Source organism: Paraburkholderia sp. RAU6.4a (genome assembly GCF_050435625.1).
GTDB lineage: Bacteria > Pseudomonadota > Gammaproteobacteria > Burkholderiales > Burkholderiaceae > Paraburkholderia > Paraburkholderia tuberum.
Genome location: NZ_JBNDKQ010000002.1, coordinates 1,634,255 through 1,655,577 on the forward strand (window position 1 = coordinate 1,634,255; position 21,323 = coordinate 1,655,577).

The 21,323-nt window shown below is 64.9% G+C and carries 24 protein-coding genes; 13 read left to right on the plus strand and 11 right to left on the minus strand.

The features are described from left to right. Positions 1–59 precede the first annotated feature (59 nt). Both OKW40_RS12240 and OKW40_RS12245 read left to right on the plus strand, forming a co-directional pair. On the plus strand, positions 60–836 hold the full coding sequence (locus tag OKW40_RS12240; protein ID WP_429489923.1) for a hypothetical protein: 777 nt from the start codon (positions 60–62) through the stop codon (positions 834–836). Between the two features lie 10 nt (positions 837–846). Then, entirely contained in the window at positions 847–1,263 is a 417-nt protein-coding gene (locus tag OKW40_RS12245; RefSeq protein WP_429489925.1) for a DUF4279 domain-containing protein, read from the plus strand. 311 nt (positions 1,264–1,574) lie between these two features. Here OKW40_RS12245 and OKW40_RS12250 read toward each other — a convergent pair whose 3' ends face one another. Then, a complete protein-coding gene (locus tag OKW40_RS12250; RefSeq protein ID WP_429489927.1) occupies positions 1,575–2,393 on the minus strand; it encodes a hypothetical protein in 819 nt (272 codons plus the stop codon). 75 nt (positions 2,394–2,468) lie between these two features. Here OKW40_RS12250 and OKW40_RS12255 point away from each other — a divergent pair, with 75 nt between their 5' ends. After that, positions 2,469–2,933 (plus strand): hypothetical protein, encoded by a 465-nt coding sequence (locus OKW40_RS12255; RefSeq protein WP_429489929.1) that lies wholly within the window; start codon positions 2,469–2,471, stop codon positions 2,931–2,933. Next, positions 2,926–3,375, plus strand: a complete 450-nt coding sequence (locus tag OKW40_RS12260; protein ID WP_429489931.1) for a hypothetical protein — start codon at positions 2,926–2,928, stop codon at positions 3,373–3,375. The genes OKW40_RS12255 and OKW40_RS12260 overlap by 8 nt, the downstream gene beginning before the upstream one ends. Positions 3,376–3,400: 25 nt before the next feature. On the opposite strand, the gene OKW40_RS12265 is transcribed toward OKW40_RS12260, so the two are convergent. The 3 genes from OKW40_RS12265 to OKW40_RS12275 form a co-directional block, all read right to left on the minus strand. Next, a complete protein-coding gene (locus tag OKW40_RS12265; RefSeq protein WP_090801464.1) occupies positions 3,401–3,805 on the minus strand; it encodes a RidA family protein in 405 nt (134 codons plus the stop codon). Positions 3,806–3,887: 82 nt separating this feature from the next. Continuing rightward, positions 3,888–4,118: a hypothetical protein gene (locus tag OKW40_RS12270; protein ID WP_429489932.1), complete on the minus strand. Its 231-nt coding sequence runs from the start codon at positions 4,116–4,118 to the stop codon at positions 3,888–3,890. A 214-nt stretch (positions 4,119–4,332) separates the two neighbouring features. After that, complete coding sequence (locus OKW40_RS12275; protein WP_184058073.1) at positions 4,333–5,553, minus strand: Bcr/CflA family multidrug efflux MFS transporter; 1,221 nt, start codon at positions 5,551–5,553, stop codon at positions 4,333–4,335. 282 nt (positions 5,554–5,835) lie between these two features. Between OKW40_RS12275 and OKW40_RS12280 the strand changes: the two genes are divergently transcribed. The 5 genes from OKW40_RS12280 to OKW40_RS12300 all read left to right on the plus strand — a co-directional run bounded on the left by OKW40_RS12280 (position 5,836) and on the right by OKW40_RS12300 (position 10,114). Next, positions 5,836–6,327 (plus strand): hypothetical protein, encoded by a 492-nt coding sequence (locus OKW40_RS12280; protein WP_429489934.1) that lies wholly within the window; start codon positions 5,836–5,838, stop codon positions 6,325–6,327. A gap of 140 nt (positions 6,328–6,467) precedes the next feature. Further along, the gene (gene hemL / locus OKW40_RS12285; RefSeq protein WP_429489935.1) at positions 6,468–7,751 is read left to right on the plus strand and encodes a glutamate-1-semialdehyde 2,1-aminomutase; all 1,284 of its coding nucleotides are present in this window, start codon (positions 6,468–6,470) and stop codon (positions 7,749–7,751) included. Positions 7,752–7,814: 63 nt separating this feature from the next. After that, positions 7,815–8,966, plus strand: a complete 1,152-nt coding sequence (gene ribD, locus OKW40_RS12290) for a bifunctional diaminohydroxyphosphoribosylaminopyrimidine deaminase/5-amino-6-(5-phosphoribosylamino)uracil reductase RibD (protein ID WP_187617179.1) — start codon at positions 7,815–7,817, stop codon at positions 8,964–8,966. 15 nt (positions 8,967–8,981) lie between these two features. Next, positions 8,982–9,617: a riboflavin synthase gene (locus OKW40_RS12295; RefSeq protein WP_184058078.1), complete on the plus strand. Its 636-nt coding sequence runs from the start codon at positions 8,982–8,984 to the stop codon at positions 9,615–9,617. A 155-nt stretch (positions 9,618–9,772) separates the two neighbouring features. Then, positions 9,773–10,114, plus strand: a complete 342-nt coding sequence (locus OKW40_RS12300; protein WP_429489938.1) for an energy transducer TonB family protein — start codon at positions 9,773–9,775, stop codon at positions 10,112–10,114. A gap of 128 nt (positions 10,115–10,242) precedes the next feature. Here the strand turns inward: OKW40_RS12300 and catA are convergent, their stop codons facing one another. From catA to OKW40_RS12335, 7 genes are all read right to left on the minus strand, one after another. Beyond that, positions 10,243–11,178 carry a catechol 1,2-dioxygenase gene (catA, locus tag OKW40_RS12305; RefSeq protein WP_184023266.1) on the minus strand — a complete coding sequence of 312 codons (936 nt, stop codon included), beginning with the start codon at positions 11,176–11,178 and terminating at the stop codon, positions 10,243–10,245. 78 nt (positions 11,179–11,256) lie between these two features. Further along, the gene (catC, locus tag OKW40_RS12310) at positions 11,257–11,547 is read right to left on the minus strand and encodes a muconolactone Delta-isomerase (protein WP_026225988.1); all 291 of its coding nucleotides are present in this window, start codon (positions 11,545–11,547) and stop codon (positions 11,257–11,259) included. A gap of 27 nt (positions 11,548–11,574) precedes the next feature. Next, positions 11,575–12,711 carry a muconate/chloromuconate family cycloisomerase gene (locus tag OKW40_RS12315; protein WP_429489940.1) on the minus strand — a complete coding sequence of 379 codons (1,137 nt, stop codon included), beginning with the start codon at positions 12,709–12,711 and terminating at the stop codon, positions 11,575–11,577. Between the two features lie 306 nt (positions 12,712–13,017). Beyond that, positions 13,018–14,661 (minus strand): GMC family oxidoreductase, encoded by a 1,644-nt coding sequence (locus tag OKW40_RS12320; RefSeq protein WP_429489942.1) that lies wholly within the window; start codon positions 14,659–14,661, stop codon positions 13,018–13,020. Beyond that, positions 14,651–15,316, minus strand: a complete 666-nt coding sequence (locus OKW40_RS12325) for a gluconate 2-dehydrogenase subunit 3 family protein (protein WP_429489944.1) — start codon at positions 15,314–15,316, stop codon at positions 14,651–14,653. The genes OKW40_RS12320 and OKW40_RS12325 overlap by 11 nt, the downstream gene beginning before the upstream one ends. Next, on the minus strand, positions 15,313–16,350 hold the full coding sequence (locus OKW40_RS12330; protein WP_429489946.1) for a hypothetical protein: 1,038 nt from the start codon (positions 16,348–16,350) through the stop codon (positions 15,313–15,315). The genes OKW40_RS12325 and OKW40_RS12330 overlap by 4 nt, the downstream gene beginning before the upstream one ends. A 28-nt stretch (positions 16,351–16,378) precedes the next feature. Further along, positions 16,379–17,500, minus strand: coding sequence for an enolase C-terminal domain-like protein (locus tag OKW40_RS12335; protein ID WP_429489948.1), 1,122 nt, complete (start codon positions 17,498–17,500; stop codon positions 16,379–16,381). Between the two features lie 328 nt (positions 17,501–17,828). Between OKW40_RS12335 and ribBA the strand changes: the two genes are divergently transcribed. The 4 genes from ribBA to OKW40_RS12355 all read left to right on the plus strand — a co-directional run bounded on the left by ribBA (position 17,829) and on the right by OKW40_RS12355 (position 21,310). Further along, complete coding sequence (ribBA, locus tag OKW40_RS12340; RefSeq protein ID WP_184058094.1) at positions 17,829–18,962, plus strand: bifunctional 3,4-dihydroxy-2-butanone-4-phosphate synthase/GTP cyclohydrolase II; 1,134 nt, start codon at positions 17,829–17,831, stop codon at positions 18,960–18,962. Between the two features lie 48 nt (positions 18,963–19,010). Next, positions 19,011–19,523 carry a 6,7-dimethyl-8-ribityllumazine synthase gene (ribH, locus tag OKW40_RS12345; RefSeq protein WP_184058095.1) on the plus strand — a complete coding sequence of 171 codons (513 nt, stop codon included), beginning with the start codon at positions 19,011–19,013 and terminating at the stop codon, positions 19,521–19,523. Further along, positions 19,520–19,954, plus strand: coding sequence for a transcription antitermination factor NusB (nusB, locus tag OKW40_RS12350; protein ID WP_184023246.1), 435 nt, complete (start codon positions 19,520–19,522; stop codon positions 19,952–19,954). The genes ribH and nusB overlap by 4 nt, the downstream gene beginning before the upstream one ends. 159 nt (positions 19,955–20,113) lie before the next feature. Further along, complete coding sequence (locus OKW40_RS12355) at positions 20,114–21,310, plus strand: pyridoxal phosphate-dependent aminotransferase (RefSeq protein ID WP_429489950.1); 1,197 nt, start codon at positions 20,114–20,116, stop codon at positions 21,308–21,310. Positions 21,311–21,323: the final 13 nt, after the last annotated feature.

Consider the following 21,323-nt stretch of genomic DNA (forward strand, 5'->3'; position numbering starts at 1 on the left):
GTAATTATCTGACTGCTGTCAACCCCGGCAGCGACTTCAGATAGACCATCGACACACCTATGTCCCTGTCCGTATTTGAGATGCACTCCGTGGAGCTGTTCTGCCAGCGGCCACCGGGTGCCTGTTATGTCATCTGCGACGAATGGCACTATAAAGCGTGCCTCGGCAAGGCCGCAGACCTTCAGAAGGCCAGGGCGGAGACCCGGGAATTTCTTGACATTGCCGAACTGAATCACAGGAAGTGGGAGGAGGACCGGAAGCTGGTCAGGAATCTCATTGGCCGCAGCTGGCTGTTTTTTCATAGCGTACGGGACCGCAACCCTGACACCGATGGCTGGTGGGTCATCCTTGCGCTTCTCGAAGAGGTTCGCCTGGGTAACCTGCTTGCCATTAAAGGTCCGCGTAATGGCCTGTTTTCGTCACCCTACAGCAGCACGCCGTTAAGGAATCCCGTAGCGAGGACCGGCAGTCACCCGGACGGCGAACCTGTGCTGTCTGTCCAGTATGATCCGGCCACCTGGCAAACCCGGCTGAACGCCGCGCGCGCAGCCAGGGCTGGCGATAGAGGCGCATCAACGCTGCTCGGCGACGCGCAGCCGTTTGAGTATGTGCCTGATGCGTTGAGCGGCGATGTCGTTGAACTCGCCGCGAGCACGAACAATCCAAACTACGCGGCGAAGATGCTGGGGTATGGCCGCGACACGTTTGGCGACATGATTCATGCGATGAAATATGACCTCAAGCTGCGAGGCGATGACAATGTCATTTGGCACGATAGTGGGGACGTTGAATTTAGAAAAAACATCATCGGCAATATGCACGACTATGCAAACTGATCTTCATACGATGAACGCACATCAACTCGCACATGTATCATTTTCGATAGCCGGGGATGATTTAGATCCCGAGGTTTGGACCAGATATTTCGGCGTTCCGCCGGATACGGCGATAGTCAAGGGGAAGCGGTTTATGACTCCGTCGGGGCGATTGAGCAGCATGCCGGGGCGTACCGGCGTGTGGGGGGTGAGAAGCAAAGCCGCCGTTCATAGCGACTCGCTGGAACCGCATCTCCGCTATCTTGTTGATCGCCTGAATTTGCCGCGAGATGACTTGCGCCAGCTACTCGCAGACAAGGGCGCACAGATGCGTTTCTTCTGTTATTGGGACAACGAGAGCGGCGACCGCGTGCCTGATGTGCCCGACGATATTCGCACCATGATGGAAGCCATGGGCGGCACGGTTGAGATTGATGAATATCGATAGAGCCTCGCTCGAATGCACAAGCCGATCCTCGCGAGTCGGCTTTTTTGTGCGAGCTTGTAAGGCACAGCGCAAGTGTTACGGGCCGCACTTCTGAATTAATCCTCTATGCCGCAAACATGCACGGCCCAAGCTTCCATCATCGGGCGGCGCTGTTCCATCAGATCGGTGCGGTGATACGCTATTGGTCCTTCCAAAGGGAGCCGATGTCTGGCCTCCTCGCGATAGGTTCGGACAAGCAGAACCGCGATTCCGCTCAACGTTTTAGCGTCCGGCGGGCACCGACAGCTTTGAACGCCCCCCGGGAGACTGGCTCACGCCAACGTGGCCTGGGTCGCCCCATAGACCAGGGCATCGCGTAGCACAATGCGTCCCGCAAAACAAAAAGAGGGGTGCCGGGGTCTGCATAACTCGTCCGGGCCACAAATGGCGTGCCATAACTCATGGCCACCCTGCGGGTTTATATCGCCGGCCCCAGTGCTACCGCTCGCGACCGCCGCACACGGCTGTCGATGTATTTCAGGGCAGCTGTGGCGAACGGTATGTTCAACCGCGCCAAACAGAGCCGGACGGTTTCCTCCTTCACGGCAAGCGCGGGAATAATGGCGTCTCGAAAAGCGTAGGCCTGTTGTCGCAGCTCCAGTTCGTCCAAAAGACAAAAGACTGTCAGCCGCCTGGCGTTGCGCTTCGTCCATGAGCACATGGTGGATGAACAGCCAGTTCACCAGCGCGTGCCGTCGCCTGTCGTCCGGGTTGAGTGGATTGACACGGATTTCTTCAAGTTTCCTTGCCATGACACCGGCCCAGTACTGCCGCCGCACGGGAAACCGGAGAATTTCTTCCGGCACGATGACGAGATGCTCAAGGCCGTTATCGAGGTTTGTCAGCCCCCGCTCGAGCTCCGGCGTCCAGTCGTTGTAGTCTTCGTTCACCACTATCTGAGGGACACCGTCGACCAGAAATCGGCGCATATGCAGTAGTTCGTGCATGACGGGCGCGGGCTGGAAGAACTCTTGCCGGGAAACCAGAAGTGTCGCGCCACGTTCGTCAACGTGGCAGGCCACGGTTGCGCCTCGCGCAGGGTCTACTTCGACCTGGATGACGAGGCCGCTCTGCTGCTCCGTGCCTTGCACGAGTGTCTGGAGGTCGTCGGCGTATGCCGCCGGACTCCGCAGCCCTCATTTTTTACAACTCTAGAGGTATGCCACATGTCGAAACTGCTATTCGACGGACAGACACATCAAATCTCGTTTATTGATGCCACCGGTAAGACGATCGGTACTTGGGCGGCTTACAACAACGTCGACAGCCACGCGGCAATCCGCCATATTCCGAATGGAACATATAGCGTGCAGGACCAAGCCACCCCGCACCATCATGTGGCATCTGCCAATGGACCGTATGGCTTGTATGGGATCAGCCGTTTCAACGTGCCAGGCCATACCGGCATTGGCGTGCATTCGGGCAGAGCTAATGCCCGCTATTTGCCGGGACCTCAGCACCCGACAACGAGCTGCATCCGCACGTCCGACGACGCCATGAGAGAAATCCGCGAACAGATGCACCTGGACCCGATCACGGCTGTAGAAGTCAACCACAATGATTCCGTGGCCGCGCGCACGGCAACTGAGCGCAATCGAGCCAGGAATCTTGCGGGACATACTCATGGATAGACGCAAGTGCACCTATTTTTTTACGCGTCTCGTGGGTGTGGTCGCCTTCATTGCACTAGCGTGCATGCCGGTTGCGTATGGCAAAACTTGCACGGAGCGTGAGGCAAGTGCGGCGGATGCAGCAATCGATCACCTCGACACGTGGGCAAACGTGAATGAGGCGTTCAACAAGTACGCGCAGTGTGACGATGGCGAAATCGCGGAAGGCAACTCAGAAGCCGTCGCGCGTCTGCTAGTGGATCACTGGCACACTTTGCCGCAACTAGGTGTATTGATAAAACGTAATCCGTCGTTGAAAGCCTTTGTGCTCCGCCACATCGATGCGACGCTAGACACCGACGATCTTTCCAGAATCGCCAGGCTTGCAACGTCATCTTGCCCGATCGGCATGAGTTCTCTATGTCGAGAATTAGCGGCCGCCACAGAGAAAGTCATGCCGTAGTTGCTATATGGCTGTAATGTCGAATTCAAACCACCGCCACCGCCTCAACCTCGATCTTGAACCCATAGTGCAACTGCGGCACCGGCACGACCGCGCGCGCCGGCCTTGCCTCGCCGGCCCAGCCCGCATAGATCTGATTGAAGCTCGCCCAGTGTTCGACATCGACGACATACACGCGCACCTGCACCAGTTGCGCGACGCTGCTGCCGACGCTTTCGAGCGCCGCCTTCACATTGGCCAGAACCTGTTCGGCCTGCGCGTCGAACGACGCATCGGCGAGCTTTTCGCCTTGCGCGTTGATCGGCAATTGCCCGGACACGAAGACGAAGCCATTCGCGACCGCGACATGACTGTAATGGCCGCCGGGTTTCGCCAGCGCGGCCGGATTGTCGGTGTGGGGCAAACGTGAGGCGTGCGTGCTATCGGTCATCGACCACTCCAGAAGTGAGAAACTCGGAGCGATTCATCGCCGTGCTTCATTCAGCACGAACCCGCGCACGACGCAACACGCATCACGCGCCCGCCAGCTCGAGCTTTTCGCGCGCATCCGCGCAACGACGATTCAGATCGCGATGCATCAACTGGCTATCGAGCAGAGCCGATACATCCGTCAAACCGTGATCAAAGCGCAACACGTATTCGATGTCGGTGTAATCGTAATAAGCGCCGCTGTCGGCCAGCCGTTGCGCTTCGGCGAATGCGGCAAATTGCCGTTCGCCGTTCATCAGGTCTTTGATCGCCATGAGTGCCGCTCCGAGGAACAGTGACTTCATCATAGCAATGCAAAGCGCGACGCACGGTGGTGCGCGCGCAACACCAGGTGTTTTCCGGAGACGCGTCCGATGAACTCACGCGTCGGCCGATGCCCACAGCCGCAATAGCACGATCGTCATCCAGTTTTCACGCCGTTTTCACAGCGCTCGCGCAGCGCTCACCCTCGATATCCGGACAACACGCTCACACAGCCGCAACCGGCGACTTCGTCCCGTGCCAACGCATCACGAGCATGCGTCCGACAAAGCACAGACAGCCCGCCACGCCGACCACGATACCCATGCCCTTCGGCGTGCCGTCCTGCCACAGTCCGACCGCGAGGCTCGACAGTGCGCCGAGCGCGAGCTGCACCGCGCCGAACACGGCCGCCGCGGCGCCCGCGTTGGCGGGATAGCGATGCATCAGATCGGTCGTGCAGTTGGCGGACAACACGCCCACCACGCTGACGACGAAGAACAGCCCGAACACGATCGACCATAAGCCGCCCCACCCCGTCAGCGACACGACGGACACGAACAGCGACGCGACGAAGCTCACGGTCGCCGCGAACGAGATGATCGGCACCGGCCCGAGCCGGCCGACGAGCCGCGTGTTCAGGTAATTGCCGAAGATGATGCCGACGATGTTCAGCGCGAACAGGAAGCCGTAGTGCTGCGCGGACACGTGGAAATACTCGATGTATACGAACGGCGTCGCCGTGATGTAGGCGAACATCGACGCGAACGCCATGCCGCCGCACAACATGTGTCCCCACGCAACCGGATCGCGCAGCAGCGTGCCATACGCGCCGAACGACTTCAGCAGCGCCGACTGCGCGCGCATCTCGCGCGGCCACGTCTCCGGCACCTTCAGGAATGCGGTCACCGCGCACACGGAACCGAACAGCGTCAGCGCGACGAACACGGCGCGCCAGCCGCCCAGCAGCAGCAACTGTCCGCCGATCAGCGGCGCGAGCAGTGGACCGATCGCCGTGACGATCGCGATCATCGACAGGACGCGCGCCGCGTCGCCCGGCTCGTGCGCGTCGCGCGCGATCGCGCGAGCCAGCACCGACGCCGCGCCCGCGCCCAACGCCTGCACGAAGCGGAAACCGACCAGCGAGCCGATCGAGACCGACAGCGAGCAGGCGATGCTCGCGAGCGCATACATGATGATGCCGCCAAGCAGGATCGGCCGACGGCCATAGGTATCGGACAGCGGACCGTACAGCAGCATGCCGATCGAAAAGCCGAACATGAAGCTCGTGAGCGTCGATTGCGCGGCGCCCGTGCCGACCGCGAAGGCCTGCGCGATGGTCGGCAGGCTCGGCAGATACATGTCGATGGAAATCGGCCCGCACGCGGCCAGCGCGCCGAGCAACAGGATCAGCCGGCCATCGGGCCGGCGTCTGACGACGTGAGACATGGGAAATCCGGATGGAACGCCGCGCCGGCATCGGCAGCGGAACGGGTGAAGCGGGAACGGCCATCAGTTGACCGGCTCGATTGTACGCGACGGTTAATCCGCTGACGGCGCTCGTGGCCCGCTGCGTGGACGTTGCGCGACAGCGCCGCGCGGCGCAATCCGCTTCGATCGGTTAAGCTGCCGCCAGCATGCCCAACGCGCTTCCGTATGCGCAGCTTGACGGCCCGACATAAAAGATCGACGTCGCGCAACGCCCTTCCCCTGATCCCGTTCGAACCCGCGATGACCGCCTTCCTGCTCATCTGGAGCCCCAAAAAATGGCCGTGGCCCGAGTTGCCCGACATCGCGAAACGCGTGGCGGCCGGCGACGCGGTGGCCGACGTGTGGGGCTGCGGCTTTGCGCGCGGCATCCTGCCCGGCGATCGCGTGTTCCTGCATCGCGTCGCGCAGGAGCCGAAGGGCATCTTCGGTTCGGGCTACGTGACGCGCGCGCCCTACGAAGTCCCCGACGCGTCGACCAAACGTGGCTACCGGCTGTGCATCGATTTCGTCTACGACTGGCTCGTCGATGCGCATCACGCGCCGGTCATCACGCGCGATCAGCTGCGTGTGCATCCGTTCTCGGTGCAGACGTGGGATGCGCAAAGCTCGGGCACGATCATCAAGCCGATCGCCGAAGGCGCGCTGGAGAAGCGCTGGGCCGAATTGACCGGCAGGCGCAAGCCGCCGACGATACCCGCACAGGGCAGCCAGGCGAAACACGCGCCGCCGTGACCGTCCGCCCGCACAGCCCGCCGGCGCCGACTCCGGTACAATTTCTCGATCCACCCCAGCATCGCGCGAAGGGTCCGCGGGAATCGTCCGAGGCCCTTTGCGCCGCTGCGCAACCCCTGCTCCCTATTCCAGCCATCGCCATGTCCAGAAACGAAACCCTCTTCGAACGCGCGCAACGCACGATCCCCGGCGGCGTGAATTCGCCGGTGCGCGCTTTCCGTTCCGTCGGCGGCACACCGCGTTTCATCGAGCGCGCGCAAGGCCCGTACTTCTGGGACGCGGACGGCCAGCGCTATACCGACTACATCGGCTCGTGGGGCCCCATGATCCTCGGCCACGTTCATCCCGAAGTGCTGGAAGCCGTGCAGCGCGCGCTCGTGAATGGCTTTTCGTTCGGCGCGCCGACCGAGTCGGAAGTCGAGATCGCCGAGGAAATCTGCAAGCTGGTGCCGTCGATCGAACAGGTGCGCATGGTGTCGAGCGGCACCGAGGCGACGATGAGCGCGCTGCGTCTCGCGCGCGGCTTCACGAACCGCAGCCGCATCGTCAAGTTCGAAGGCTGCTATCACGGCCACGCGGACAGCCTGCTCGTGAAGGCCGGCTCGGGCCTCCTGACCTTTGGCAATCCGACCTCGGCGGGCGTGCCGGTCGATATCGCGAAGCACACCACCGTGCTCGAATACAACAACGTCGCCGAGCTCGAAGAAGCGTTCAAGGCATTCGGCAACGAGATCGCCTCGGTGATCGTCGAGCCGGTCGCTGGCAACATGAACCTCGTGCGCGCGAACCCTGAATTCCTGCAGGCGCTGCGGCGCCTGTGCACCGAGTACGGCGCGGTGCTGATTTACGACGAAGTGATGTGCGGCTTCCGCGTCGCGCTCGGCGGCGCGCAGCAACGCTACGGCATCACGCCGGACCTCACCTGCCTCGGCAAGGTAATCGGCGGCGGCATGCCGGCGGCGGCGTTCGGCGGCCGGCGCGACATCATGGCTCACCTCGCGCCGCTCGGCGGCGTCTATCAGGCGGGCACGCTGTCGGGCAATCCGATCGCGGTCGCGGCCGGCCTGAAGACGCTGCAGCTGATCCAGGCGCCCGGCTTCTACGACACGCTCGCCGCGCGCACCACGCGTCTCGCGCAAGGGCTCGCGCGGGCGGCACGCGAAGCGGACGTGCCGTTCGCGGCCGATGCGCTCGGTGGCATGTTCGGCATCTACTTTCGCGAATCGATCCCGACGAGCTTCGCCGACGTCACGAAGAGCGATGTGCCGCGCTTCAACGCGTTCTTCCACAAGATGCTCGACGCGGGCGTGTACTTCGCGCCGTCCGCGTATGAGGCCGGCTTCGTGTCGAGCGCGCACGACGACGCGACGATCGACGCGACGATCGACGCCGCGCGCGGCGCGTTCGCAGCGTTGAAGGGCTGAAGCCGGGCCCGAAGCAAAGGCCGCAACTCGCACGACCCAGACACCGCACCACAACGGACACCGATGTTCTCGCAAACCGATTTCGTCCACATGGAACGCGCGCTCGCGCTCGCGAAGCGCGGCATGTATACGGCCGACCCGAATCCGCGGGTCGGTTGCGTGCTCGTCAGAAACGGCGAGGTGATCGGCGAAGGCTTCACGCAGCCGGCCGGCCAGGATCACGCCGAAATTCGCGCGCTGAAGGACGCGCGCTCGCGCGGCCACGACCTGCGCGGCGCGACCGCCTACGTGACGCTCGAACCGTGCAGCCATTTCGGCCGCACGCCGCCGTGCGCGAACGCGCTGATCGAAGCGCAGATCGGCCGCGTGATCGCGGCGATGGAAGATCCCAACCCGCAGGTCTCCGGCCGCGGTCTCGCGATGCTGCGCGAAGCCGGTATCGAAGTACGCTGCGGGCTGCTCGCGAACGAAGCGCGGGAGCTGAACATCGGCTTCGTGTCGCGCATGACGCGCGGCCGTCCGTGGGTGCGCATGAAAGTGGCGGCGTCACTCGATGGCCGCACCGGCTTGCCGTCGGGTGAGAGCCAGTGGATCACGAGCGCGGCCGCGCGGGCCGACGGTCATGCGTGGCGTGCGCGCGCGTCGGCGATCCTGACCGGCATCGGCACTGTGCGCGAGGACAATCCGCGCATGACCGTGCGCGCGGTCGATACACCACGCCAACCGCACCGCGTGCTGATCGACAGCCAGCTCGACGTGCCGCTCGACGCGCAGATCCTGGCCGGCGCGCCGACGCTGATCTTCTGCGGCGAGCTCGACGCGCGTCTCGAAGAACGCGCGAGCGCGCTGCGCGAGCGCGGCGCCGAGATCGTGCCGCTGCCGAACGCGTTCGGCAAGGTGGATCTCCCGCGCATGCTGAGCGTGCTTGGCGAGCGTCACGTCAACGAGCTGCACGTCGAAGCCGGCTACAAGCTGAACGGTTCGCTGCTGCGCGAAGGCTGCGTCGATGAACTGCTGGTCTATCTCGCGCCGAGCCTGCTCGGCGTGGACTCGATGAGCATGTTCAATCTGGACGCGCCCGACCAGCTCGAAGACCGCGTGAAGCTGAATTTCCACACGGTCGAGCGGATCGGCGACGATCTGCGGATCCTCGCGCGTTTCGCGCCGACAGCCTTACCCGGGACCGACACCGTGTCTCCCACCGTTTCGAAATGATCAAGGACTAGCACGATGTTTACAGGAATCGTCGCGGCAGTGGGCCGCATCGAATCAGTCAAGCCGCTCGGCACGGGCGGCGACGCGGGCGTGCGCCTGAACGTCGAGGCGGGCGGGCTCGACCTCGCCGATGTGCAGCTCGGCGACAGCATCACGATCCAGGGCGCATGCATGACGGTGGTCGCGAAGACCGCTCATTCGTTCGAGGTCGACGTGTCGCGCGAGAGCCTGAACCGCACGGCCGGTCTCGGCGAAACCGGCGAGGTCAATCTCGAGAAAGCGCTGCGCGCGCATGACCGGCTCGGTGGACATATCGTGTCCGGACACGTCGACGGACTCGGTATCGTCACGCGTTTCGCGCCGGTCGGCGAATCGCACGAGCTGCGCATTCTCGCGCCGCGCGACATCGGTCGTTATCTCGCGTACAAGGGATCGATTACGGTCAATGGCGTGAGCCTGACCGTGAACTCCGTCGTTGATCGCGACGACGGCTGCGAGTTTTCGATCAATCTGATTCCGCATACCGTGCAGGTGACGGCGCTCAAGCATCTGCACGACGGGGTAAAAGTGAATCTGGAGATCGATCTGATTGCGCGCTATGTGGAGCGGATGCTCAATGCGCCGCGCGATGGCGATCCATCCTCGACGTAACCTGGCCACTTCCCTCGAGACCGTTACGCGATACCAGGAGCGCATGCTCGGTGCGTATCGGGACAGCGATCGATCCGCGCAGCAAGCCGGTTTGAGCGAGGCGAATCCGGGGCCGTGACCCAGCGCGCGTGCACGATCCGAAGCTGACAAACACAATGAAAGAGCCGCACCTGCTCCGGCGCTGGAATCCGCTGCGTGTGCACCTGACGAAAGCGTCGCTGATCCTTGCCTGCATCGTCGGTACGGGCGCAGCCAGTGCCACGATCACGTCGACACCGCACTTCGTGTCCGCGCAGAGCCTGCCCTGCACCTACAGCTCGTCCAAGGACAACCTGAAGTCCGCCGGCGCTGCGGTCGCGCAGTCGCCGCGTCCCAATGCGATCGTGCGCGCATGGGTCGACGAACGTGGACAGATCAGCGACGCGGTCGTCGAAGTCTCGTCCGGCAATCCGGCGTTCGACAACCTCGCCCTTCAGGCATCGCGGCGTGCCCGGTGAAGCGCCGCGTCAACGCGGCGTTGTCCGGCGTCACAACTCCTCGACGCTTCAGGAATTCGGCCGGCAAGACCGCCGGCCGTTGGCAATGAAAGGCGGCGGCCGTGTCGCCACGGCGCCGCCTCGTGCGATTACGCTTCGGCCGAAGCGCGCAGACGATGGACGAGCTGGTTGTCCTTACCCTGGACCAGCGGCGTGATCGTGAAGTTGAACTCGATCTCCTTGTACGTATCGGCCTTCAGGCCCAGCGCCGCGCCACCGGATTTCTCGACGACCGGCGGAATCAGCTCTTCGCGCGTTGCATACGCGAAGTCGTCCCAGATCAGCGGATCGCCTTCGATGTTGAACTGCGTGGTCAGCTTGCGATGGCCGTCGCTGCTGACGAAGAAGTGCACGTGCGCCGGACGGTTGCCGTGACGGCCCAGCACGTTCAACAGCTGCTGCGTCGAGCCGTGCGGCGGGCAGCCGTAGCCTACCGGCATCAGCGTGCGGACCTCGTACTTGCCGTCGGCGCCGGTCTTCACCGCGCCGCGCAGGTTGAAGTCGCTCTGCGCGCCGGTCGGATCGAAGTGCGAGTAGAAGCCCTTCGAGTTCGCGTGCCAGCACTCGACGACCGCGCCGGCGACCGGCTTGCCGTCCAGATCCTTGACCGTGCCGCGAATCACGAGCGGGCCCGCGTCTTCGTCCGGGTTGATGTCGATCTTCGAGACGCCCTCGCGCACCGTCGCGCCGGCGACGTACAGCGGGCCTTCGATCGTACGCGGCGTGCCGCCTTCGAGACCGATCTTCTTGTCCTCAGCGTCCATACGGATGTCGAGATACTTCTCGAGACCGAGGCCGGCCGCGAGCAGCGCCGCTTCGCCGTCCTGACCGAGCTTGTTCAGATAGTTGACGCCGGCCCAGACTTCGTCGGGCGTGATGTCGAGGTCATCGATTGCCTTGAACAGGTCGCCCAGCAGACGGAAAACGATCTGCTGGAAACGCGCGTTGCCATTCCCGGCATCGACGTTGGAAGCGGCTTTCAGCAGATCCTGCACTTCTTTGGTTTCAAATACTTTGACGCTCACGATGACTGTCTCCAGTTGGTATAGGGGGAAAAGATGGCTTTGGATGCGCTCGCCGTCAAAAGCGCCTGGCCCCTGGGCTCAGATGTCGTCGTCCCGAATCGACGACGGGTGACGACACAGAGGCGTCACCGAAATCTTCATGTACGGGAACAGAGGCAAGCCGGACAGAATGTCGTGAAGTTCGGCATTGCTCTCTACATCGAAGATGCTGTAATTCGCGTACTCGCCAACGAGGCGCCAGATATGACGCCACTTGCCGCTACGCTGGAGCTCCTGCGAGTAAGCCTTCTCGCGGGTCTTGATTTCGTTCGCCACTTCGGCCGGCATGTCGACCGGCAGGTGCACGTCCATTCGCACATGGAAAAGCATCGTTGAATCCTCCTGATCTAAATCCGTTTAGCGGGTTACCTTCATCAGCCCGTCTCGCGTGAATCGCTTGACCTTCGCCTCGTCGAGTTCGATGCCGAGACCCGGGCCGTTCGGCACGGTCAGTTCGAAGTCGCTGTAGTCGAGCGGCGTGGTCAGAATGTCTTCGGTGATCAGCAGCGGCCCGAACAGCTCGGTGCCCCATTGCAGATTCGCGAAGCTCGCGAACAGATGCGCCGACGCCACCGTGCTGAACGCGCCTTCGAGCATCGTGCCGCCGTACAACTCGATGCCGGCGGCATCTGCGATCGCGGCCACGCGCTGCGCGGCGAACAGGCCCCCGCTCTGTTCAATCTTGATCGCGAACACATCGGCGCCGCCGTTCTTCGCGATCTCGAACGCGCTGTCCGGGCCTTGCAGGACTTCGTCGGCCATCAGCGCGACCGGGAAGCGGCGCATCAGTCGCGCGAGCGCCGCGGCGGACGCGACCGGCTGCTCGACCAGATCGCAGCCCGCGTCGGCCAGCGCCGGAATCGCCCAGGCGGCCTGGGTCTCGCTCCACGCCATGTTCACGTCGACGCGCACCGCGGCGCGCTCGCCGACCGCTTTCTTGATCTCGGCGACGTGCTTGATGTCGGTCTTCAGTTCCTTCGCGCCGATCTTCAGCTTGAAGACCTTGTGGCGGCGCACGTCGAGCATGTGCTCGGCTTCGGCGATGTCCTTCGCGGTATCGCCCGACGCGAGCGTCCACGCAACCGGCAGGCGCTCACGGCGACGGCCGCCGAGCAGTTCGCTCACCGGCACGCCGAGACGTTTGCCTTGCGCGTCGAGCAGCGCGGTTTCGAGCGCGCTCTTCGAGAAATGATTGACCTTGACCAGCTTGCCGAGGTGCGCCATCAGCGCCTGGATCTGCGTCGCGTCCTTGCCGATCATCGCCGGGGCGAAGTAGGCGTCGATCGCGAGCTTCATTGCTTCGGGGCTTTCCGGGCCGTAGGCCATGCCGGCGATCGTGGTGCCTTCGCCAATCCCGACGATGCCGTCGCTGCAGTACACCTTGACCAGCATCAGCGTCTGCCCGTACATCGTGGCGACCGACAGCTTGTGAGGACGGATCGTCGGCAGATCGACGAGGCGGGTTTCGATACGTTCGATGGTCGCTTGGGGCATGGCGGCTGCGGCGGGAAGTGAGTTCATTGGATGTTTTTATACCCTTCGCCCGTTTGGCCCGTCCAATACTTTTCCTGTCCTTTTTCATACCTGCAGGGTATGGTGAGGTCAGCAAGCCCGGCCTTTCTATGGATTTTGCATTGCACCATGCAGGTGGGGCATGGAAAATGAGGCCCGTTTTTGCGCCTCAAACATGACTTGGGTCAATGTTCGATGCATGGAGAGCATGTTGTGTAACCACCCGGATCGCGCAGTGAGTACTCCATCGTTTCGGACTGCGGTTCATGCGCGCGGGCAACACTGCCCCTACAACTCGCCGCGCGCGGCTAGCGCGGCGATGCGCTCGGCGGTGCGACACGCGATCGCCTGAATCGTCAGCGACGGATTCACGCCGCCCACGGTCGGAAACACCGAGCCGTCGCACACCCACAGGTTGCGGATGTCCCAACTGCGGCAGTCCGCGTCGACGACGCTCGTCGACGGATCGTCACCCATGCGCGCGGTGCCGTTCAGGTGGCAGGTGTCGTCGGTCTCGCGCCAGATCTCCTTGCCGCCGGCGGCCGCGAGCGCCTGCTCCATGAAGTCGAGCGAATGCGCGATGAGCCGCTTGTCGTTGTCGCACCATGAATAGGTGACGCGCGCGATCGGCAGCCCGTACTGGTCCTTCTCGTCGGCAAGCGTCACGCGGTTGCGCTGCTGCGGCAGCATCTCGCCGACGATCTTCAACCCCGCCTGGTGGTTGTACTTGAGCATCTCCGCGCCGAGCGCGTCGCCCCACAAGCCGCGGCCATTCTGCACCGCGACCCATCCGTTCGGCAGCGGCCCCTGGCTCATGTAGCAGTAGCCGCCGAAAAAATCTTTGCCCTTGTCTTCGTAGTTCCAGTGCTCGGTAAGCGCGAGCGACGGCGGCCCCTTGTACCAGCGGATGTCTTCATCGAAGGTGCCGTAGACGGCCTGATTCGACTGCGCCATCAGGTATTTGCCTACGAGTCCCGAACTGTTCGCGAGTCCGTCGGGAAAGCGGCTGTTGGCCGACATCAGCAACAGGCGCGGCGTTTCGATCGCGTAGCCGGCCACCACCACGTGCTTCGCGCGCTGGAATCGCCAGCGTCCTTCGCGCAGATATTCGACGCCGGTGGCGAGCCCCGCGTCGTTGGTGACGACGCGGCCGACCATCGCCAGATCGCGCACCTCGGCGCCGGCTCGCAGCGCACGCGGGATCCACGTGACGAGCGCGCTTTGCTTCGCGTTGGTCGCGCAGCCGGACACGCAAAAGCCGCGGTACACGCACGGATGCGCGCGGCCGCGCGGCGCGGAAAGGGTCGCGAGCGGCGTGGGGCTCCAGCCGATGCCGAGCGCCTCGGCGCCGCGCGCGAGCACCAGCGCCGCCGCGTTCAGCTCATGCGCGCGATACGGATAGCGCGGCCGCTTCGGCCCCCACGGATAGTTCACCGGTCCGGAGATTTTCAGCGCGTCCTCGACCTCGCCGTAGTAGTGCCACATCTCGCGCCAGTCGAGCGGCCAGTCGGCGCCATAGCCGAGCACGCTGCGCGACTTGAACCACTCGGGCCGAAAGCGCAGCGACACCATCGCGAAATGGACCGTGCTGCCGCCCACCGCCTTGCCGCTGTTGTTGTTGCCGAGCTTCAGCGGATTGTCGCCGTCGCAGATGCGCTCGTCGGTCCAGAACAGTTTTTCCTGATGCGCTTCGTCAGACGCGAACTCTTCGAGCGGACGCCACCACGCGCCGGCATCGAACGCGACGACCTTGAAGCCTTTTTCCGCAAGCCGGCACGCAAGCGTGCCACCGCCGGCGCCGGTGCCGACGATCGCGAAATCGACCTCCTCGCCGTCAGGGTACGTGCGCATCGGCACCCAACCGCCGCGCTGGAACACGTCGGGTGCGCGGCCGTCCTTGCCGCGTGGCCGTTGCTGCGCGTCATCGGACACGGCGGTTCTCCTTCGCGGCCTGCTCATGGGTGTCGGGCGTCGCTTCGACCGCCTCCCACGGATCGCGGCGATTCAGGTACATGCGCACATAGCCGCGCGGATTCGCCGGGCCGCCGAAGCCGATCTCGCTCCACGCGTGCGGGTGCGAGTAGTAGAGGCCGCAGATGTCGTGCAGCACGCGCTCGCCGAAGAACAGCTTCGACGGCATGCCGCGCCACGCGGGGTTCGTCAGTTCGCCGCGCTGCATCTGGCCGAGCAGCGCGATCTGCGTGTCCTCCGCGAGGCTCGCGAACGGCAGGCCGCCCCGTTCGCGGCACTCGGCATCGAGCGCGGCGAGGCCGATGCGCCAGGCGTCGCGCATCGGCGGCAAACGGGCGTCGCGGTAGCCGTCGTTGCCATTGCCGGCGAGCCTCGCGTCGAGCAACGCGGCGAGCGGCACCATCGGTTGCGCATTCGCTTGCGGCACGATGCGGGCGCACAGCAACGTGACCGCGAGCCATTCGACCGCGTTGAAAAAGCGCGGCTCGAGTGGTGTCGCGAGGCGTTCGGCGATCACCGCGCGGGTGTGCGCGTCCCACGACGGCGTCGTGCGTTTGTCGAGCACGTCGTAGCCGGGATAGCGGGTAACTCGGGTCGAGCGTGGTCGGTTGGTCATTTTTCAGTCTCCCGCAGACGCAGTGCGGCGAGCCCGGCGAGCGCCAGCGCGGAAAAGCTCGGCGGCGCGGGCAGCGGCGGCCCGTCGAACAGATTCTGGCTCCAGTTGCGCCAGCCGCCCTGACGACGCGCGATCCCGCGCGCGTGAAAACCCGCGCCGACAAAGCCGAGCACGGTCGTGATGCGTAACCAGAGCCGCGTGTACCAGCGCTCGCGCGGAGCGGACAGCGCGGCATGCGCGAGCAGCGCGGCGGTGATGGGCGGAATGCTGACCGGCGCGTACATCGCGCGATGCTGAAACGCGCCGCGAAAATGCAGCAGCGCGGCCTCCCCCACCGTGCCGACGAGACCCGCCGCGACCAGCAAACCGAGCGCCTGACCGGCCGGCATGCCGAGCAGTTGCGGGTCGTCTGCGGGCTCGTCGCGCAAGCGTTCGGCGACGGCACCGAGCGCGCCTGACAGCAGCAACGCGCTCGGCGCGCCGAGCGGTGCCGCGTGAAACAGGTTGTTCCAGCTCCAGCCGCCCGGCCGCTTCATCACGTTGTAGAAATGGAAGCCCGTGCCGGCGATGCCCGTCGCCGCCGCGGCCAGATAGATCGCATGGCGCGCGCGATGCGTCTGGCCGCGACGATCCGCGCCACCATGCAGGCCCGCGGCGAGCGACAGACTCGCGCTGACGAGTGGCGTGAACATCGCGGGGTTGTCGAACGAGCCGCGGTAGTGCTCCATCGCGCTGTCGGCGAGCACCGACAGCGCGAGCAGCGCAGAGCTGTGGTTGAAGGTGCGGGCCGCTTCGATGTGTGCCTCCACCTCGGCGGTGGGTTCGCTCGCGTGCACGCGCGCCGGCGCGCGCTGATGGCTGCGGGCGGCGCACGTCGGGAACGTCACGGATGCCCGACGCTCGTGGTGTTGCGGGCCGCTCTCACGCCGTTCGCGATGCGACTCAGGTCTTCGCGCGCCGCGCGCGGCCAACGCCGCGACGGCCGTCACCGCCGCCGCCGTGTACAGCAATCCGGGTACGCGTGAAGAGCCCATCGATATCGCTTCCTTGTCGTGGCCTGCTTTATTTGATGAGGTAGCGCTCGGCGTCACCATGCTTGAACTCGAGCCCGCAACCGGGCCGCGACAGGTCCGGCTCCATCTGGCCGTCGCGCAACCGCGGCGCACCGTCGAACAGCATGGCTTCGATCCGGGCGTGGTCATGGAACCACTCCTGATGGCGCAAGCGCGGCGCCGCGCACGCGACGTGCAGATGCAACGCCGGTGCGCAATGCGCGGACAGCGGCACGTGATACGCGTCGCACAGCGCGGCGGCCTGCAGAAAGCCGGTGATGCCGCCGCAACGGCTCGCGTCGGCCTGCAGCACGTCGACGGCCCCCGCCGCGAGCAGGTGGCGGAAGTCGTCGAGCGTGTAGCCGTATTCGCCGGCGGCGATCTCCATGCCGGCCGGCACGCGCTCGCGTACGCCGCGCAGGCCCGCTTCGTCGTCCGAAGACACGGGCTCCTCGAACCAGCTCACCTCGTGCTCGGCGAAACGTTGCGCGTAGTACAGCGCCCGTTGCGGCGTGAACGCGCCGTTCGCGTCGACGAACAGGCCCGCACCGCCGATCGCCGCGCGCGCCGCCGCGACGCGCGCCGGGTCCTTGTCCGGCTCGCTGCCGATTTTCATCTTTACCCACCGGCAGCCGTCCTGCGCGACCCAGCCGGCGAACTGCTCCTGCAAGCGCTGGTTCGTATACGTGGTGAAGCCGCCGCTGCCGTAAGCCGGCACGGCCGGGCGCAACGCGCCGAGCAGCCCGACGAGCGGCACGCCGAGCAGCTTCGCCTTCAGGTCCCACAGCGCGCAGTCGATTGCCGAAATGGCTGTCGCGGCCAGTCCCGCGCGGCCGAGATTGCGCACCTGGCGTTGCAACCGTTGCCAATGCGCGCCGACGTCCAATCCGTCGTGATTCAGCACGCAGGCGGCGAGCACGCCCTGGATCAGCGCGACGATGCAGGCATCGCTGTACGTGTAGCCGATGCCGGTGTCGCCGCCCGCGTCGAGCTCGACGACGACCAGCGTGGTCGCGTCCCACGCGAACGTGCCGTCGGCCTCCGGCGCGTCGGTCGGAATGCGGTACGCGCTCGCGCGCAGCGCGCTCACGGGCGCTTGCGACGAGCCCCCGCTCGTGGCGCCGCGCTTCATCGACGCGCTCCTTGCACGCACGCGTGACGCCCTTCATTGATGCAACAGCCGACGGTCCCCGACATTCCGGTCTCCAGGTGGTAGTGAGACGAAACTGCCTGCTGCCTCGCAAGTACCGTTCCGCACTATTGCAATCCGTAAAGCGGGCCGCGCAGGAGCACACTTCGCGTTGCCGCCAACGCCACTCGCGCGCTCGCCCACCGTTTCGACGAGCATGGCAACCCCGCCCGGCTCGTCACCGTCGGCCAAACGGCCTATGTCGTCTGGCGGAGGCGACTTGGACTCGCGCGTGGCGTAAAATACGCGCTTTCCCGAAAAACTCGCCAACATGACGCTCGCCTCCACCCAAGAGATCATTGCCGAACTGAAAGCCGGCCGGATGGTGATCCTCGTCGACGAAGAAGACCGCGAGAACGAGGGCGACCTCGTGATCGCCGCCGAGTTTGTCACTCCGGAAGCGATCAATTTCATGGCTCGCTACGGCCGCGGCCTGATCTGCCTGACGCTGACCCAGGATCGCTGCCAGCAGCTGAACCTGCCGCTGATGACCTACCGCAACGGCACGCAGTACGGCACCGCGTTCACGGTCAGCATCGAAGCGGCCGAAGGCGTGACGACCGGCATCTCGGCGGCCGACCGGGCCCGCACGATCGCGGCCGCGGTCGCGCCGGACGCCAAGGCCGAGCACATCGTGCAGCCGGGCCATATCTTCCCGATCATGGCGCAGCCGGGCGGCGTGCTGGTGCGCGCCGGCCATACCGAGGCCGGCTGCGACTTCACGAGGCTCGCGGGCCTCACGCCTGCCGCGGTGATCTGCGAAGTGATCAAGGACGACGGCACGATGGCGCGTCTGCCGGACCTGCTCGAGTTCGGCAAGGAGCACGGCCTGAAGACCGGCACGATCGCCGATCTGATTCACTATCGCAGCCGCACCGAGTCGATCGTCGAGCGTGTTTGCGAACGTACGATGCAAACCGCGCACGGCGCGTTCCGCGCGGTCATGTATCTCGATCAGCCGAGCGGCCAGCCGCACATCGCGCTGGTGCGCGGCACGCCGATGCCCGATCGCGACACGCCGGTGCGCGTGCACGAGCCGCTGTCGGTGCTCGATCTGCTCGAAGTCGGCGAATCCACCCATTCGTGGACGCTGGACGCGGCCATCAAAGAAATCGCAGAACGCGATCTCGGCGTGGTCGTACTGCTGAACTGCGGCGACTCGAAAGACCATCTGATCGACGTCTTCAAGGCGTTCGACTCGAAGGAAAAAGCGGACGCGCTGAAGCGCCGGCCGGTCGACTTCAAGACCTACGGCATCGGCGCGCAGATTCTGCGCGAACTCGGCGTCGGCAAGATGCAGGTGCTGTCGAACCCACGCAAGCTCGGCAGCATGTCGGGTTATGGTCTCGAAGTCACGGGCTTCATTCCGATGCCCGGCAGCAAAACGCAAGCCCCGCAACTCTGATCCGGCCACTCACGCGCCTCGCGCCCACTCAAACACTACGGAATTCATATGGAAATCGGACAATACCAACCGAATCTCGACGGCGACGGACTGCGCATCGGCATCGTCCAGGCGCGCTTTAACGAACCCGTCTGCAACGGCCTCGCCGACTCCTGCATCGAAGAACTCGAACGCCTCGGCGTGACCGGCCAGGACGTGCTGCTCGTCACGGTGCCGGGCGCGCTGGAAATCCCGCTCGCGCTGCAAAAGCTCGCGGAAAGCGCGCAATTCGACGCGCTGATCGCGCTCGGCGCGGTGATCCGCGGCGAGACCTACCACTTCGAGCTGGTTTCGAACGAAAGCGGCGCGGGCATCACGCGCATCGGCCTCGACTTCGGCATTCCGGTCGCGAACGCGGTGCTGACCACCGAGAACGACGAGCAAGCCGTCGCGCGCATGACCGAGAAGGGTCGCGACGCCGCGCGCGTGGCTGTCGAAATGGCGAACCTCGCGGTCGCGCTCGAGCAGCTCGGCGGCGATGACGACGAAGATGAAGACGAAGACGACGAGGAAGAGGCATGAAGAGCGCACGCCGACGCTCCCGCGAACTGGCCACGCAGGGGCTTTACCAGTGGCTGCTGTCGGGCTCGCCCGGCGTTGAGATCGACGCGCAACTACGCGGCGCGCAAGGTTACGACAAGGCCGATCACGAGCACCTGGACGCGATCCTGCATGGCGTGATGCGCGACTCCGAAGCACTTTCCGCCGCGATCGCGCCGTGCCTCGACCGTCCGATCGATCAACTGTCGCCGGTCGAACGCGCGGTGCTGCTGGTCGCCGCGTTCGAACTGAAGAATCACGTCGACATTCCGTATCGCGTGGTCATCAACGAAGCGGTCGAGCTGACCAAGACGTTCGGCGGCTCGGACGGCTACAAGTACGTGAACGGCGTACTCGACAAGCTCTCGGCGCAACTGCGCGCCACCGAGACGCAGGCGGCTCGCAAGAGCTGAGCGCGGCGCCGGTGGGGCCATGCCGCGCATCGGCTCCCTGCCACGTCGCGCTGCACAGGGCGAAGCACCTCGATCGCCCGCAAGGACGGCGCTGCGCGCATCGATGAACGCATCATTTGATGGGTAAGCGCCGTCCTGCTTCTGAACTGGACTGACCGTATGAACTCCGTGACCAAACCTCTCGTGCGGCTTGCCGCGCGCGTCGATGCCATCCAGCCTTTCTACGTGATGGAACTGGCCAAGGAGGCCGTGCTGCTCGAACACGCGGGGCGCGACATCATTCACATGGGCATCGGCGAGCCGGATTTCACGGCGCCCGAGCCGGTCATCGAGGCGGCCGCGAGCGCGCTGCGCCGCGGCGTCACGCAGTACACCAGCGCGCTCGGCGTGCACGCGCTGCGCGATGCGATTTCCGCGCATTACGCCGAGTTCTACGGCATCGACGTCGATCCGGCGCGGATCGTGGTGACCGCGGGCGCATCGGCCGCGCTCTTGCTGGCGTGCGCGGCGCTCGTCGATCGCGACGACGAAGTATTGATGCCCGACCCGTGCTATCCGTGCAACCGCCATTTCGTGATCGCCGCCGAAGGCAAGCCGGTGATGGTGCCGAGCGGGCCGGCCGAGCGCTTCCAGCTGACCGCCGCCGACGTCGAACGCCTGTGGGGCGAGCGCACCCGCGGCGTGCTGCTCGCGTCGCCGTCGAATCCGACCGGCACGTCGATCGAGCCGGCCGAACTCGAGCGCATCGTCAAGGCCGTGCGCGCGCGCGGCGGCTTCACGATCGTCGACGAGATCTACCAGGGCCTCAGCTACGACGCCAAGCCGGTGTCGGCGCTGTCGTTCGGCGACGACGTGGTCACCGTCAACAGCTTCTCGAAGTACTTCAACATGACCGGCTGGCGCCTCGGCTGGCTCGTCGTGCCGCCCGCGATGGTCAGCGCGTTCGAAAAGCTCGCGCAGAACCTGTTCATCTGCGCGTCGGCGCTCGCGCAGCACGCGGCGCTCGCCTGTTTCGAGCCGGAGACGATCGCGATCTACGAAGCGCGGCGCCTCGAATTCAAGCGACGCCGCGACTTCATCGCGCCGGCGCTCGAATCGCTCGGCTTCTCCGTGCCGGTGATGCCGGACGGCGCGTTCTACGTGTACGCGGACTGCCGTGGCGTCGCGCATCCGGCGGCCGGCGACAGCGCGGCGCTCACGAAGGCGATGCTGCACGATGCCGGGGTCGTGCTGGTGCCGGGCATGGACTTCGGCACGCACGCGCCGAAGGACTACATCCGGCTGTCGTATGCGACCGCGTATCCAAAGCTCGAAGAGGCGGTCGAGCGGCTGGCAAAGCTGTTCGGGCGGCATTGACGCATCGGGATTG